A 14802-nucleotide genomic window follows, 5' to 3' on the forward strand; every position below is an offset into this window, starting at 1 on the left:
AGCGATGACGCGAGGTCACGACCTATGAGCACACCAATCCACGGCAGCGGCTTCATGAGCTCGAGAAGAGGACGACCGCGCATCGCCAGGCTCGTCGCCGTCGCCGGTGCCGCCGCGCTGATGTCATTAGCCGGACTCGCGACCCCGCTGAACCCGGCCCCTCAGCAGGCCTCCGCCGCGGACAACGGCAAGGTTCTCACCGTCGCCGTCGCGCAGAGCGTCGACTCCCTGAGCCCGTTCCTGGCCAGCCGGCTGCTCAGCACCAGCATCCACCGGCTGATGTACGAGTACCTGACCAACTACGATCCTACGAACGCCCGTACGATCCCCGGTCTGGCTACCAAGTGGGAGTCGTCCTCGGACAAGCTGACCTGGACCTACACGATCCGCTCGAACTCCAAGTGGTCGGACGGTCAGCAGGCCACCGCCGAGGACGCGGCCTGGACGTTCAACACGATGATGACCGATGAGGGCGCCGCCACTGCCAACGGCAGCTTCGTCGCCAACTTCGAGAAGGTCACCGCCCCAAGCCCCACCAAACTGGTCATCAAGCTGAAGAAGCCGCAGGCCACGATGACAGCCCTCGACGTGCCGATCGTGCCGAAGCACCGATGGGAGAAGGTCGGCGACCTCTCCAAGTTCAACAACGACAAGAGCTTCCCCGTAGTCGGGAACGGGCCGTTCATCCTCACCGACTACAAGCCTGACGGCTACGTGCGCCTCAAGGCGAACAAGAGTTTCTGGCGTGGGGCTCCCAAGTTCGACGAACTGCTCTTCCGCTACTACAAGGACCAGGACGCCGCCGTAGCAGCCCTGCGTAAAGGCGAGGTCTCCTTCGTCGCGGGCTCCCCTTCGCTGACGCCCGCCCAGGCGGCCTCCCTCAAGAACGCGGAGAACATCCACGTCAACGACGCCCCCGGTCGCCGCTTCTACGCCCTTGCGACCAACCCGGGTGCCAAGGCGAAGAACGGTCAGAAGTTCGGCGACGGCGACCCCTCCCTGCTGGACGAGCGGGTCCGGCACGCCCTGTTCATGGCGGTCGACCGCAAGGCCGTCATCGACAAGGTGTTCCAGGGTCACGCCGTGGAGGGCCAGGGGTACATCCCACCGCGGTTCTCGCAGTACTTCTGGAAACCCTCGCCGAGCCAGGAACTCGCCTACGACCCCGCGAGGGCCGCCCAGCTCCTCGACCAGGCGGGCTACCGGAAGAACAGCTCCGGCAAGCGTCTCGGCAAGGACGGCAAGCCGATCACGTACCGCGTCCTGTGCCACGCCACCGACCCGAACGACAAGGCGGTCGGCCAGTACCTGACGGAGTGGTGGGGCAAGCTCGGCATCGGCGTCACCCTCGACTGCCTGGACAACGTCACAGACCCCTGGCTCGCGGGCACGTACGACCTCGCCTTCGACGGCTGGTCCGTCAACCCCGACCCGGACTTCGTGCTGTCCATCCACACCTGCGCGGCCCTGCCCGCCACCCCGAAGGACACCGGCGCCACCGACAACTTCATCTGCGACAAGCAGTACGACAGCCTGTACGCGCGTCAGCTCGCCGAGTACGACCCCGCCGAACGGGCCACGATCGTGAAGCAGATGGAGTCGCGGCTCTACGACCTGGGGTACATGAACGTCATCGCGTACCCGAACGCCGTGGAGGCCTACCGGACCGACCAGATCAAGTCGATCCGGACGATGCCGAGCGCGGCGGGCAACATCTACGGCCAGGACGGCTACTGGAGCTGGTGGTCGGCGGTCCCGGCCGCCTCGGACGGCTCCTCCGACGACTCCGGCTCCACCGGGATCGTCATCGGCGGGATCGTGGCGGCCGTGGTCGTCGTGGGTGCCGGCGTGTTCTTCGCGATGCGCCGCCGGGCCACCGCGGAAGACCGTGAGTAGCGCCGGGCAGACCGCCGCCGACGCCCTCGCCGAACCGGCGGTCCGCGTCCGCACCCCGAGGGCGCGCGCCACGACCGCGTACGTCCGTTACGGCGCCGGCAAGGTCGGCGGCGCCCTCGTGTCCCTGCTCGCCGTGCTCGTCACCGGCTTCTTCCTGTTCCGGCTGATCCCGGGTGACCCGGTGAAGACGATGACCGGCGGCCGCCCGGTGTCCGCCGAGCAACTGGCGTCCTACCGGCGGGAGTTCGGGCTCGACCTGCCGTTGTGGCAGCAGTTCACCGACTACTGCGGCAACGCGCTCACCGGCGACCTGGGCACGTCGTACCAGTTCCACGCCCCGGTCGTCGACAAGATCGGCGAGGCACTGCCGAACACGCTGCTGCTGACCGGCACGGCCTTTGTCCTGTACACCGCGCTGGGCATCCTCCTCGGCACCCGCGCGGCCTGGCGTCACGGCCGGCTCGGCGACCGGCTGAACACCGGTCTCGCCCTGACCCTGTACTCCGTCCCGTCGTTCTGGCTGGGCCTGCTGCTCATCATCGTTTTCTCGGTGGGCATCGGCCCGATCCCGGGGCTGTTCCCCACCGGTGGCATGGAGTCGGGCGGCGAGGAGGGCTTCGCGTACGTCCTCGACGTGGCCCACCATCTGATCCTCCCTGTCGTCACGCTGGTCGCTGTCGAGTACGGGCAGACCCTGCTGGTCACCCGGTCGGCACTGCTCGACGAGATGGGCAGCGACTATCTGACCACCGCGCGCGCCAAGGGTCTCCGGGACGACCTGGTCCGGCGCCGGCATGCCGTACCGAACGCGCTGCTGCCGACTGTGACGCTTGTCTTCGTCAATCTCGGCCGGACGGTCGCGGGAGTGATCCTCGTCGAGACCGTGTTCTCCTGGCCCGGTCTCGGCGGATTGTTCTACCAGGCCTTGAGCGTGCCCGACCTGCCGTTGGTGCAGGGCCTGTTCCTCTTCTTCGCGGCGGCGGTGATCATCATGAACACACTGGCCGACCTGGTCTATCCGCTGCTCGACCCTCGGGTGGGCAGATGACGACCGGCGTCCCGACCCCGGTCACCGGCGCCGGCCCGTTCCGGCTCGCCTGGCAGCGCCGCCGTCGGTCCGCCGTCCGGTTCTGGGCGGGGTACCGAACCCACCGCGCCGGACTGGTCGGCCTGGCCGCGCTCACCCTGTTCGCGGTGGTCGCGCTGACCGCGCCGCTCACCGTCGGCTCCGACGTGGCGGGAGCGACCGACGCGCCGGGGCAGCCGATGGAGAGCCCGAGCGGCGAGTTCCCGCTGGGCACCGACCGGTTCGGGCGCGACCTGCTGGGCCTGCTGGTCTGGGGCTCGCGAGTCTCGCTGCTCGTGGGGCTGCTCGCGGCGGTGCTGTCGGTGGCGATCGGCACGCTGGTCGGCGTCACGGCCGGACACTTCAAGGGCTGGTACGCGACCGTGCTGATGCGGGTCACGGACTGGTTCCTGGTGATGCCGACGCTGGTGCTCGCCATCGCACTGGCCACCGTGATGTCCCGCTCGCTCGGCACGGTGATCCTCGCGATCGGCGTGACCTCGTGGCCGACCACCGCACGGCTGGTGCGGGCGCAGACACTGGCGGTGGAGTCACGGCCGTACATCGAACGCGCGAAGGCGCTGGGCGGCGGTCACGGGCACGTCATGTCCCGGCACGTGCTGCCCAACGTGATGCCGCTGGTGCTGGCACAGGCGACCCTGATGGTCTCCAGCGCGATCCTCGCCGAGGCGACGCTGGCGTTCCTCGGACTCGGTGATCCGACGGTGGTGTCGTGGGGCGGGCTGCTCCAGGAGGCTCGGGAGGCAGGTGCGGTGAGTTCCGGGGACTGGTGGTACCTGGTGCCGCCCGGCATCGCGATCGCCGCGGTTGCGCTGGCGTTCACGCTGTGCGGGCGTGCGGTGGAGTCGGTGCTCAACCCCCGGCTGGGGGTGGACCGTTGACCTTACTGGAGGTGCGGGACCTCGCAGTGACCTACCCGGGCGGGGCCGCCGCCGTCCGGGGCGTGAACCTGTCCCTGGCAGCCGGGCGGAAGCTCGGCCTCGCGGGCGAGTCGGGCTGCGGCAAGTCCACGCTGGCGCTCGCGCTGTTGCGGCTGCTTCCGGCCGGGGCCCGGGTCGGCGGGCAGGTCCTGCTGGACGGCGAGGACGTGCTGACGATGCGGTGGGGCCAGGTGCGGGCGGTCCGCTGGGCGGGCGCCTCGATCGTCTTCCAGGGGGCGATGCACTCGCTCAACCCCGTGCACCGCGTCGGCGACCAGATCGCCGAGCCGATCCTGCTGCACCGCAAGGCCACCGCGGCGGCGGCGAAGAGGCAGGCGGGCGAACTCCTGGTGCAGGTCGGCCTGCCGGCGGCGCGGGCCTCGGCGTACCCGCACGAACTCTCCGGGGGACAGCGTCAGCGCGTCATGATCGCCATGGCGCTGGCCTGCGACCCTCGCCTGATCATCGCCGACGAACCGACCACCGCGCTGGACGTGATGATCCAGGCACAGATCCTGCGCCTGATCGAACAGCTCGTCACCGACCAGGAACTGGGCCTGGTGATGATCAGCCACGACCTTGCGGTCCTCGCCGACACCTGCGACCGGCTCGCGGTGATGTACGCGGGCCGGGTGGTTGAGGAGGGCCCCGCCCGGGAGGTCTACGAGAACGCGGCCCACCCGTACGTCAAGGCTTTGTCGGCCGCCTTCCCGCGCATCGGCGACCCGGAATCCCGGTTCGCCCCCCGCGGCCTCCCCGGCGACCCCCCCGACCCGTCCGCGCTCCCCACCGGCTGCACCTTCCACCCCCGCTGCCCGGCCGCGCTGCCCTCCTGCGCGACGGAGGACCAGGAACTGCGGGAGTCGGGGGCGGCGCGGCGGGCGGCGTGTGTGCATGTGCGGGGAGCGGAGCCAGGGCCGGCCCCCGCGGCCGAGGATGCGAGGAGCGGCACATGACCGAGCGGCAGACGACGACACCGGTGCCGTCACCCGAGGTATCACCCACAGCTCCACCCCTGCTGAGCGCTCAGGGGCTGCACGTCACCTACCCCGGCCGGAACGGCGGGCCGCCCGCTCGGGCCGTGGACGGTGTCGAACTCGACGTCCGAGCCGGGGAGATCGTGGCCCTGGTCGGTGAGTCGGGCTGCGGCAAGACGACGCTGGCGCGGGCTCTGCTGGGCCTGGTCCGGCCGACCGGGGGCAGTGTCAGCTTCGGCGGGGAGCCGCTGGAGTACTCCGCCCGGGCCCTGAAGGCGTACCGCCGACGCGTCCAGCTGATCCTCCAGGATCCGACCGGATCACTGAACCCGCGGCACACCGTGTACGACGCGGTGGCGGAGGGCCTGCGGATCCACGGCCACCGCGGCGACGAGCGGGAGGCCGTGGCAGCGGCCCTGTCCCGGGCGGGCCTGCGTCCCCCCGAGCGCTTGTTCCTGCGCTACCCGCACGAACTGTCCGGCGGCCAGCGCCAACGGGTCGTCATCGCGGGTGCGTTGGTCCTGGAGCCCGAGCTCCTGGTCGCCGACGAGCCGGTGGCCTCGCTGGACGCCTCCGTCCGCGGCGAGATCCTGGCCCTGCTGCTGCGACTGCGCGCCGCACTGGGTCTGTCCGCATTGGTGGTGACGCACGACCTGGGCTTGGCCTGGAACATCGCCGACCGGCTGGCGGTGATGTACCTGGGCCGGATCGTGGAGACGGGGGACGTGGAGCAGGTGCTGACGGCACCGCGCCATCCCTACACGCAGGCGATGATGTCGGTGCTGCCGGGGGCCGCCGGGGCGCCGGTCGTCCTCACCGGAGAGCCCCCGGACCCGTCCCGCATCCCCTCCGGCTGCCGCTTCCACGCCCGCTGCCAGATCCTGGCAAGCGGGGAGGCGGAACGCGCGGGCGTCGCAGGGGCGTGCCGGGACGAGGATCCCGGGGTACTCGAGGGGGGTGACCAAGCGCAGGTGGCGTGTCACTGGGCGCGGGCGACTGCCACGGCGTGACCCAGGCTGCCACGGCGTGACCCAGGCGGCCGTCACGGCGTGGTCCCGGCCACCAGCTCCACCTCGAAACCGTCCGTGTTGGCGAGGTAGGCGGCGTAGTGCTGCGGGCCGCCCGCGAGCGGGTACCGGTCAGGGAAAAGGGGCGTCCAGCCGTGGGCGGGGGCCTCGGCGGCCAGGACGTCGACCTGACCGCGGCTGCCGGCGTGGAACGCCAGGTGGTTGAGGCCGGGGCGGGTGCGCTCGTGCCGGGTGCCGGTCAGCGCTGGTGACCGCTCCACGACGAGATACGTCGGCCCCAGGCGCCAACTGCGGCCGTGCTCCCAGTTCTGGTAGGGCTCGTAGCCGAGGCGGGTGAGCAACCAGCCCCATTCACCGCCCGCGCGGGAGAGGTCGGGGACCCACAGTTCGACGTGGTGCAGCATCGGTCGCTCTCCGAAAAAGCCGGTTCTCGGCACCCGTCGGGGTGCCGAGAACCGGCGGAATCCGTGACGGTCAGGCCGCGTGCACGACGTCCTTCTCCTCCGCGAAGTGGCAGGCCGACTCGTGCGCCGCCGGGGTGTCCGCGCCCTTGAAGCGCTCGGGGATCGCCAGCAGGGGCGCCTCCTCCGCGCACTTGTCCTGGGCCTTCCAGCAGCGGGTGCGGAAGCGGCATCCGGAGGGCGGGTTGGCCGGGGACGGCACGTCGCCGGTCAGGATGATCCGCTCACGGCCCTCACGGGCCTCCGGGTCCGGCACCGGGACCGCCGACAGCAGCGCCTGGGTGTAGGGGTGCGTCGGGTGGTCGTAGATCTGCTCGTCGGAGCCGATCTCGGCGATCTTGCCGAGGTACATGACCCCGACGCGGTCCGAGATGTGCCGGACGATCGACAGATCGTGCGCGATGAAGATGTAGGAGAGGTTGAACTCGTCCTGCAACCGCTCCATCAGGTTGATGACCTGAGCCTGCACCGACACGTCCAGCGCCGACACCGGCTCGTCGCAGATGATGATCTCCGGGTTGAGCGCCAGGCCGCGGGCGATGCCGATGCGCTGGCGCTGGCCGCCGGAGAACTGGTGCGGATACCGGTTGATGTACTCCGGGTTCAGACCGACGACGTCGAGGAGTTCCTGCACCTTGCGGCGCCGGTCGCCCTTCGGGGCCACCTCGGGGTGGATGTCGTACGGCTCCCCGATGATGTCGCCCACCGTCATCCGGGGGTTGAGCGAGGTGTACGGGTCCTGGAACACCATCTGGATGTTGCGGCGGACCGCCTTCAGCGCGCGCCCGGACAGCGTGGTGATGTCCTGGCCCTTGTAGAAGATCTCGCCGGCCGTCGCCCGCTCCAGGTTCATCAGGAGCTTCGCCACGGTGGACTTACCGCAGCCGGACTCGCCCACGATGCCCAGGGTCTCGCCCTGATACAGGTCGAAGGAGACTCCGTCGACGGCCTTGACCGCGCCGATCTGCTTCTTGAACAGGATGCCCCGGGTGAGCGGGAAGTGCTTCACCAGGTTGCGCACCTGGAGGATCGGCTCGCCACGCTCGACGGGCGCCTCGATCGCGGCGACCGCCTCCGACTCGGAAGCGGCGTCCACGACCTCGACGTCGGAGACGTTCGGCGTGGCGTCCTGCTGCTCGTCGTTCTTGCTGAGCTCAGCCATGGAGCGTCTCCTTCCAGAAGTGGCATGCCGAGGCGCGGCCGACCAGCTCGCTGCCGTCCTGGTCCGTCACCGGGAACAGGTCCGGGATGTCCGTACGGCAGATGTCCTGGGCCTTGGGGCAGCGCGGGTTGAAGGCGCAACCGGTGGGCACGTGCAGCAGGTTGGGCGGCAGGCCCTTGATGGCGTACAGCTCCTGGCCCTTCTGGTCCAGGCGCGGGATCGAGTCCAGCAGACCCCGTGTGTACGGGTGCGCGGGCCGCTTGTACAGCTCGTAGACCGGGGCGCGCTCCACGATCCGGCCCGCGTACATCACCGCGATCTTGTCCGCGACGTCGGCGACCACGCCGAGGTCGTGCGTGATCAGGATGAGGCCCATGTTGTACTCGCGCTGCAACTCCGAGAGCAGGTCCATGACCTGGGCCTGGACCGTCACGTCGAGAGCCGTGGTGGGCTCGTCGGCGATGATCAGGTCGGGCTCCAGGGCCAGCGCCATGGCGATCATGATGCGCTGGCGCATACCGCCGGAGAACTGGTGCGGGTAGTCGTTGACCCGGGCCGCGGCGGCCGGGATCTTCACCCGGTCCATCAGCTCGATCGCCTTGGCCTTGGCGTCCTTCTTGGACAGGCCGTGGTGGACGCGGAACATCTCGCCGAGCTGGTAGCCCACACTGAGCACCGGGTTGAGCGAACTGAGCGCGTCCTGGAAGATCATGGCGATGCGACGGCCACGGATCTTGCGGCGCTCCTCGCCGGACATCTTCAACATGTCCTGGCCGCGGAAGAGGATCTCCCCCTGGGGAATCGTCGCCGGCGGCATGTCGAGGATGCCCATGATCGCCTGCGCGGTGACGGACTTGCCGGAGCCGGACTCACCGAGCACGGCGAGCGTCTCGCCCGCGTTGACGCTGTAGTTGACGCCGTTGACGGCCTGGACCACGCCCTCGCGGGTGTGGAACTGGACGTGCAGGTCACGCACTTCCAACAGCGGTCCGCCGTCGCCCTCGCGCGGCGAGGGCACGGATACTTCTTCGATGATGGTCACGACGCCTCCCTCAGCGCATCTTCGGGTCGAGGGCGTTGCGTACGGCCTCACCGAGCATGATGAACGCCAGCACCGTGATGCTGAGCATGATCGACGGATAGAGCATGATCCACTGGGCCACGCGGATCTGGTTGCCGCCGTCGGAGATGTCGTTGCCCCACGACACGCCGTTGAGGCCGAGGCCCAGGAACGACAGTGTCGCCTCGGCGGAGATGTAGATGCCGAGTGAGATGGTGGCGACGACGATCACCGGGGCGAGGGTGTTCGGCAGGATGTGCCGGAACATGATCCGCGGCGTGCTCGCGCCGAGCGCCTTGGCGGCCTGCACGTAGTCGGCCTGCTTGGTGGTGATGACGGCACCGCGCATCACGCGGGCGACCTGCGTCCAGCCGAAGAAGCCCAGCGCGCCGATGACCACCCAGGTGGTGCGGTCCGCGAAGGAGTTCAGGATGACCATGGTGCCGAGCAGGAACGGGATGCCGAAGAACACGTCCGTCAGCCGGGACAGGATCGAGTCGACGAGACCACCGAAGTAGCCGGCGATCATGCCCACCAGGCCACCGAGGACCGTGACGACCACGGTGGTGCCGAAGCCGACCGCGATGGAGGCCCGCGCACCGTAGATGACCCGGGCGAAGACACTGCGACCCTGCTGGTCGTAGCCGAGCCAGTCGGCCGAGCCGACGTCGCTCAGCTTGGGCTTCTGCAGGTAGTGCTTGGCCAGGTCACCGAGAATCGGGTCCTCGCTGGTGAACCACCCCGGGAAGAAGGTGATCAGCAGCAGCACCAGGATCAGCACGCTGGAGATGATGAAGATCCAGCTGCGCCGCAGATCGGCCCAGGCGTCGCCCCAGAGGCTGCGGGCCTTCTCGGGCTTGGCCGCGGTGGGCGTCATCGGGGGCGTCGCGCCCGCCGGGTCGGCCGCTCCGGTGTTCTTGACGTCGGTCTTGGTCACGTCAGGCATAGCGAATCCTCGGGTCAAGGACCGCGTAGAGCAGGTCGACGAGCAGGTTGGCGAGCAGGTACACGAGCACGAGGATCGTCACCAGGCCGACCAGGGTGGTGCCCTCCCGGCGGGTGATCGACTGGTAGATCGTGCCGCCGATGCCCTGGATGTTGAACAGTCCCTCAGTGACGACCGCGCCGCCCATCAGCGCACCGATGTCGGTGCCCAGGTAGGTGATCACGGGGATCAACGAGTTGCGCATCAGGTGGACGCCCACGACGCGGCGCTTGGGCAGGCCCTTGGCGATCGCGGTGCGGATGTAGTCGGCGCGCAGGTTCTCGGCGACGGAAGTCCGGGTCAGGCGGGTCACGTAGGCCAGTGACGCCGACGCGAGGACCACGGCCGGCATCAGCAACTCGTTGTAGTTCGTCGAGTCGTTGACGTTCGGTGGCAGCCAGTTCAGCTCGAAGGCGAAGACCACCTTGAGGATGAAGCCGAGGACGAAGACCGGTACCGAGATCAGCAGCAGCGAGATCAGCAGGGCCACGTTGTCGGTGAGCCGGCCGGCGCGCATGCCCGCCACGATGCCGAGGGCGATGCCCACGACCAGCTCGATCAGGAAGGCCAGGGAGGCCAGACGGATCGTCACCGGGAACGCGTCACCCAGGACGTCAGTGACGGGGCGGCCACTGGCGATCTGCGTGCCGAAGTCGGCGTGCAGGATCATGTTTTTCATGTAGTGCCAGTACTGCACCATGATCGGCTGGTCCAGACCGTACTCATGTCTCAGCGCGGCGATCACCTGAGGGCTTCCGCCCTTGTCGCCGAAGAGCCCGCGCACGGGATCACCGGGCAGGGCGTAGACCATGAGGAAGATAAGCAAGGTGGTCCCGATGAACACCGGGATCATCTGGAGCAGTCGTCGTGCGACGTAGCGCCCCATCGTGCCTCCATGTCAGTCACAGCAGCGGCAGCCGACGGGCCCTTTCCCCGCGCACCGTTGAGTGATGCGTGCGGAAAGGGCCCCCCGGCCGCTGCCGTTGCCCGGGGCGCGGTCGTGCCGCGCCCCGGGAACGGGCTGTTTGCGGTTACTTCTTGACCTGAACGCCGGTCAGGATCGGGTCGCCGTCCTGGGCGTACTTGACGCCGCTGACCTTCTCCGAGTAACCCGCGTTGACCTTGTAGTACCAGAGCGGAATGCTCGGCATGTAGTTCGGGAGCGCCTTCTCCACCTGCTGGTAGAGCTTCTCCGACTCCTCCAGGGAGGGGGCGGCGTCGGCCTTGGCGATCAGGGTGTCGATCTCCTTGCTGGAGAAGCCACCCTGGTTGCCGTCCGAGTGCGTGCCGAACAGGTCGCGGATGAAGTTGGCGATGAACGGGTAGTCGAGCACCCAGCCGGAGCGGTACAGCGACTTGACCTCGTGCGCGTCACGGGCGTTGAGGTCCGCCTGGAAGTCCGCCTTGGAGTCGCCGGTGCAGGCCACGCCGACGGCCTTGGTGATGGAGTTGCAGACCGCCTCCACCCACTCCTTGTGACCGCCGTCCGCGTTGAACTGGATGGAGATCTTGTTCCCCGGGACGCCGCCGCCCTCCTTGATGAGCGCCTTGGCCTTGGTGGGGTTGTACGTGGTGACGTCACCGGCGGCGTTCGGCTGGTAGCCGAGGACGCCCTTGGCGACCCAGCCGGTGGCGGGCTCACGGGTGCCCTGAAGCACCGTCTTGGTGATGGTGTTGCGGTCGATCGCCATCGACAGGCCCTGGATGACCTTGGGGTCGATGTTCTTCCACTGCTTGGTGTAGTAGGCCACCGCGATGCTCTGGATCGCCGAGTACGACTGGTCCACGGCACGGTCGCCGAGGTCCGTCTTGTAGACCGGCAGGTCCTTGGGCGCGAGCTGGCGCAGGACGTCGACGTTGCCGGACTTCAGGTCCTCGTACGCCGTCTCCAGGTTGGTGTAGTTCTTGAAGACCACACCACCGTTCTTGGCCTTGTTCGGGCCCTGGTAGTCGTCGTAGCGGGCGACCTCGATCGACTTCTTGTGGTTCCAGCTGACGAACTTGTACGGGCCGTTGCCGACCGGCTTCTCGCCCGCGGCCTTCGGGTCCTTGTAGAAGGACTCCGGCAGCGGCGAGAAGACCTCGTAGCCCAGCTTGTAGACGAAGTAGGGCAGTTCGTTGTTCAGCGTGATGGTGAAGGTGTTGTCGTCGACGACCTTCAGGCCGGACATCTCGGTGGCCTTCGCCTTGCCCTTCTCGGGGGCGACGTCGGAGTAGCCCTTGATGTCCGAGAACCAGAAGCTGTTGGTCTGCTTGTTGGCCGGAACAGCGGCCCAGTTCCACGCCTTCACGTAGGACTCGGCGGTCACCGGGGTGCCGTCGTGGAACTTCCAGCCCGGCTTCAGCTTGACCGTGAAGGTCTTGTTGTCCTTGCTGTCGACCGACTGCGCGTTCATCATGACGATCTTGCCGCTGGCGTCGTAGTCGACGAGCCCGGTGAACAGGGCCTTCGTCACGATGCTGCCGTTGGACTCCATGGTGTTCGCCGGCTGCAGCGGGTTCTGCGGCTCGCCGACCTCGATCGAGAACTTTCCGTTCGGGTCGATCGCAGCCTTGCTGTCGTTGCCGCTGTCACTGCTGCCCCCGCCGCAGGCAGTCGCGCTCAGCGCCACAACCGCGGCTATCGCGACCCACTTGGCGCTCTTGGCACCGCGCATGGGTTCCTCCTCATGAGTCCATTGGTTCACCGCAAAGGGGCGCACACAGCACACAACCGCACCGCCCGTCGCCGGTGTCGGAGATGTCAGGTGCCCCCGCGCTCGTGAGTCGGCGCCGATGGCGCGTGACCCGTTTAGCCGAGCTCTACGCGCCTAACTATCTGCCATGCGCCAGGACCGAACCACACCCCTAAGGTCTCGGTTCGATCACACCTCTCGCCTACATCTTCCAAAATCCGGACAAACGGCTTGCTGAAAGATGCCTGCGAAACGGACTTGTTACACATCTATCGGGGGTGGCTGTCCGTATTCCGGACAGGCGAGGTTTGAAAACCGATTGCGCGCAACGGGGCCGCCATGTACGGGGCCTCCGCGCACCGAGGGCGCGGCAGGTGAAGCTCACTGACGCTCCGTCAACGCACCGTGACAGCACCGCCGTTCAGTGATCTGAAGCACACTCTTCGGGTGCCGGCACAGCGGACGCACAGTCGTGCCGCCTCCGCGACAGGGTAGTGCGGACGACACGGCCTTGCGGGCCCCCTTCCCTAAATCGAGGGATTACCCTATGGGCGCCACGACGGCGCCGGGCACCCTCGCAGTGAAGCGAGGGTGCCCGGTGGGTCGGTCTGGGGCGAAGGCCCGGCGTCAGCCGTGCTTGGCGCGGCTCGCGGCGCGGGCGCGCTCGCGGGCGTCCAGGTTGACCTTACGGATGCGGACCGCTTCCGGGGTCACCTCGACGCACTCGTCGTCGCGGCAGAACTCCAGGGACTGCTCCAGGGAGAGCTTGCGCGGCGGGACGATCGCCTCGAACGAGTCGGCCGAGGACGACCGCATGTTCGTGAGCTTCTTCTCCTTGGTGATGTTCACGTCCATGTCGTCGGCGCGCGAGTTCTCACCGACGATCATGCCCTCGTAGACCTCGGTGCCCGGGTCCACGAACAGCACGCCGCGCTCCTGGAGGTTCGTCATCGCGAAGGCGGTGACGGCACCGGAGCGGTCGGCGACCAGGGAGCCGTTGTTACGGGTCTGCAGGGTGCCGAACCAGGGCTCGAAGCCCTCGTGGATGGAGTGCCCGATGCCGGTGCCGCGGGTCTGGGTCAGGAACTCCGTGCGGAAGCCGATCAGACCGCGGGAGGGCACCACGAACTCCATGCGCACCCAGCCGGAGCCGTGGTTCGACATGTTGTCCATACGGCCCTTGCGGACGCCCATGAGCTGCGTGACCGCGCCCATGTGCTCCTCGGGCACGTCGATGGTCATGCGCTCGACGGGCTCGTACACCTTGCCGTCGACTTCCTTGGTGACCACCTGCGGCTTGCCGATGGTCAGCTCGAAGCCCTCCCGGCGCATGGTCTCGACCAGGATGGCGAGCGCCAGCTCACCACGGCCCTGGACCTCCCAGGCGTCGGGACGCTCGGTGTCCAGGACGCGCAGCGAGACGTTACCGATCAGCTCGCGGTCCAGGCGGTCCTTGACCTGACGGGCGGTCACCTTGCGGTCCTTGACGGCCGCCTTCGCGTCGGCGCCCTTGCCGGTGCCGCCGCGGCCGACCAGCGGCGAGGTGTTCGTCCCGATGGTCATGGAGATCGCGGGCTCGTCGACCGTGATCAGCGGGAGCGGGATCGGGTTCTCGGGGTCGGCGAGGGTCTCACCGATCATGATGTCCGGGATACCGGCGACCGCGCAGATGTCACCCGGGCCGGCCTTCTCGGCGGGCTTGCGGGTGAGCGCCTCGGTCATCAGCAGCTCGGTGATGCGCACGTTGGACATCGTGCCGTCGCGCTTGATCCACGTGACGGTCTGGCCCTTGCGCAGCTCGCCCTGCTCGACGCGGAGCAGCGCGATACGGCCGAGGAAGTTGTCGGCGTCCAGGTTCGTGACGTGCGCCTGGAGCGGGGCCGTCTCGTCGTACTCCGGAGCCGGGACGTGCGAGAGGATCGTGGAGAAGAAGGGCTCCAGGCTGTCGCTGTCGGCCGGGACGGTGCCGTCCTCCGGCTTGGTCAGCGAGGCAACACCGTCACGCGCGCAGGCGTAGACGATGGGGAACTCGATCTGGTCCTCGTCGGCGTCGAGGTCGAGGAAGAGGTCGTACGCCTCGTTGACGACCTCGTCGATGCGCGAGTCGGGGCGGTCCGTCTTGTTGATGCAGAGGATGACGGGCAGCCGGGCCTGCAGTGCCTTGCGCAGCACGAAGCGGGTCTGGGGCAGCGGGCCCTCGGAGGCGTCGACGAGCAGCACCACCGCGTCCACCATCGACAGACCACGCTCGACCTCGCCACCGAAGTCGGCGTGGCCCGGGGTGTCGATGATGTTGATGGTGACGACCTCGCCACCGTCCTTCGGGTGGTACTTGACGGCCGTGTTCTTGGCCAGGATCGTGATGCCCTTCTCACGCTCCAGGTCGTTCGAGTCCATCATGCGGTCGTCGAGCGATTCGGCGGCGTGCGCGGCGAAGGCACCGGCCTGCTTCAGCATGGCGTCGACGAGGGTCGTCTTGCCGTGGTCGACGTGGGCGACGATGGCGACGTTGCGGATGTCGTGGCGCGTGGCCATATTGCGGCGTACTCCC

At 68.4% G+C, this 14802-nt stretch carries 12 protein-coding genes; 5 read left to right on the plus strand and 7 right to left on the minus strand.

Translation table 11 applies throughout. The features are described from left to right. Positions 1 to 54: 54 nt before the first annotated feature. Genes D1369_RS14030 through D1369_RS14050 form a run of 5 tightly spaced genes read left to right on the plus strand, consistent with a single transcriptional unit; the run spans position 55 to position 5890 of the window. The gene (locus D1369_RS14030) at positions 55 to 1896 is read left to right on the plus strand and encodes an ABC transporter substrate-binding protein (protein ID WP_086023220.1); all 1842 of its coding nucleotides are present in this window, start codon (positions 55 to 57) and stop codon (positions 1894 to 1896) included. Then, complete coding sequence (locus D1369_RS14035) at positions 1889 to 2944, plus strand: ABC transporter permease (protein WP_007384485.1); 1056 nt, start codon at positions 1889 to 1891, stop codon at positions 2942 to 2944. The genes D1369_RS14030 and D1369_RS14035 overlap by 8 nt, the downstream gene beginning before the upstream one ends. Further along, complete coding sequence (locus D1369_RS14040) at positions 2941 to 3864, plus strand: ABC transporter permease (protein ID WP_007384484.1); 924 nt, start codon at positions 2941 to 2943, stop codon at positions 3862 to 3864. Before D1369_RS14035 ends, D1369_RS14040 begins: the two co-directional genes overlap by 4 nt. Then, entirely contained in the window at positions 3861 to 4859 is a 999-nt protein-coding gene (locus D1369_RS14045) for an ABC transporter ATP-binding protein (RefSeq protein WP_037901350.1), read from the plus strand. The genes D1369_RS14040 and D1369_RS14045 overlap by 4 nt, the downstream gene beginning before the upstream one ends. Further along, positions 4856 to 5890 (plus strand): oligopeptide/dipeptide ABC transporter ATP-binding protein, encoded by a 1035-nt coding sequence (locus D1369_RS14050; protein WP_037901348.1) that lies wholly within the window; start codon positions 4856 to 4858, stop codon positions 5888 to 5890. Before D1369_RS14045 ends, D1369_RS14050 begins: the two co-directional genes overlap by 4 nt. Before the next feature lie 32 nt (positions 5891 to 5922). Here the strand turns inward: D1369_RS14050 and D1369_RS14055 are convergent, their stop codons facing one another. The 7 genes from D1369_RS14055 to typA all read right to left on the minus strand — a co-directional run bounded on the left by D1369_RS14055 (position 5923) and on the right by typA (position 14786). After that, positions 5923 to 6312 carry a VOC family protein gene (locus tag D1369_RS14055; RefSeq protein ID WP_007384481.1) on the minus strand — a complete coding sequence of 130 codons (390 nt, stop codon included), beginning with the start codon at positions 6310 to 6312 and terminating at the stop codon, positions 5923 to 5925. 70 nt (positions 6313 to 6382) lie between these two features. Further along, complete coding sequence (locus D1369_RS14060; protein ID WP_037901345.1) at positions 6383 to 7531, minus strand: dipeptide ABC transporter ATP-binding protein; 1149 nt, start codon at positions 7529 to 7531, stop codon at positions 6383 to 6385. Beyond that, on the minus strand, positions 7524 to 8573 hold the full coding sequence (locus D1369_RS14065; RefSeq protein WP_007384479.1) for an ABC transporter ATP-binding protein: 1050 nt from the start codon (positions 8571 to 8573) through the stop codon (positions 7524 to 7526). The genes D1369_RS14060 and D1369_RS14065 overlap by 8 nt, the downstream gene beginning before the upstream one ends. Positions 8574 to 8583: 10 nt before the next feature. Next, positions 8584 to 9537, minus strand: a complete 954-nt coding sequence (locus D1369_RS14070) for an ABC transporter permease (protein WP_007384478.1) — start codon at positions 9535 to 9537, stop codon at positions 8584 to 8586. Continuing rightward, on the minus strand, positions 9530 to 10462 hold the full coding sequence (locus D1369_RS14075; RefSeq protein WP_007384477.1) for an ABC transporter permease: 933 nt from the start codon (positions 10460 to 10462) through the stop codon (positions 9530 to 9532). The genes D1369_RS14070 and D1369_RS14075 overlap by 8 nt, the downstream gene beginning before the upstream one ends. Positions 10463 to 10607: 145 nt before the next feature. After that, positions 10608 to 12233 (minus strand): ABC transporter substrate-binding protein, encoded by a 1626-nt coding sequence (locus D1369_RS14080; protein ID WP_007384476.1) that lies wholly within the window; start codon positions 12231 to 12233, stop codon positions 10608 to 10610. Positions 12234 to 12878: 645 nt separating this feature from the next. Beyond that, positions 12879 to 14786, minus strand: a complete 1908-nt coding sequence (gene typA, locus D1369_RS14085) for a translational GTPase TypA (protein WP_020119702.1) — start codon at positions 14784 to 14786, stop codon at positions 12879 to 12881. Positions 14787 to 14802 lie beyond the last annotated feature (16 nt).

It is taken from the genome of Streptomyces sp. CC0208 (assembly GCF_003443735.1).
In the GTDB taxonomy this organism is placed as follows: Bacteria; Actinomycetota; Actinomycetes; order Streptomycetales; family Streptomycetaceae; genus Streptomyces; species Streptomyces sviceus.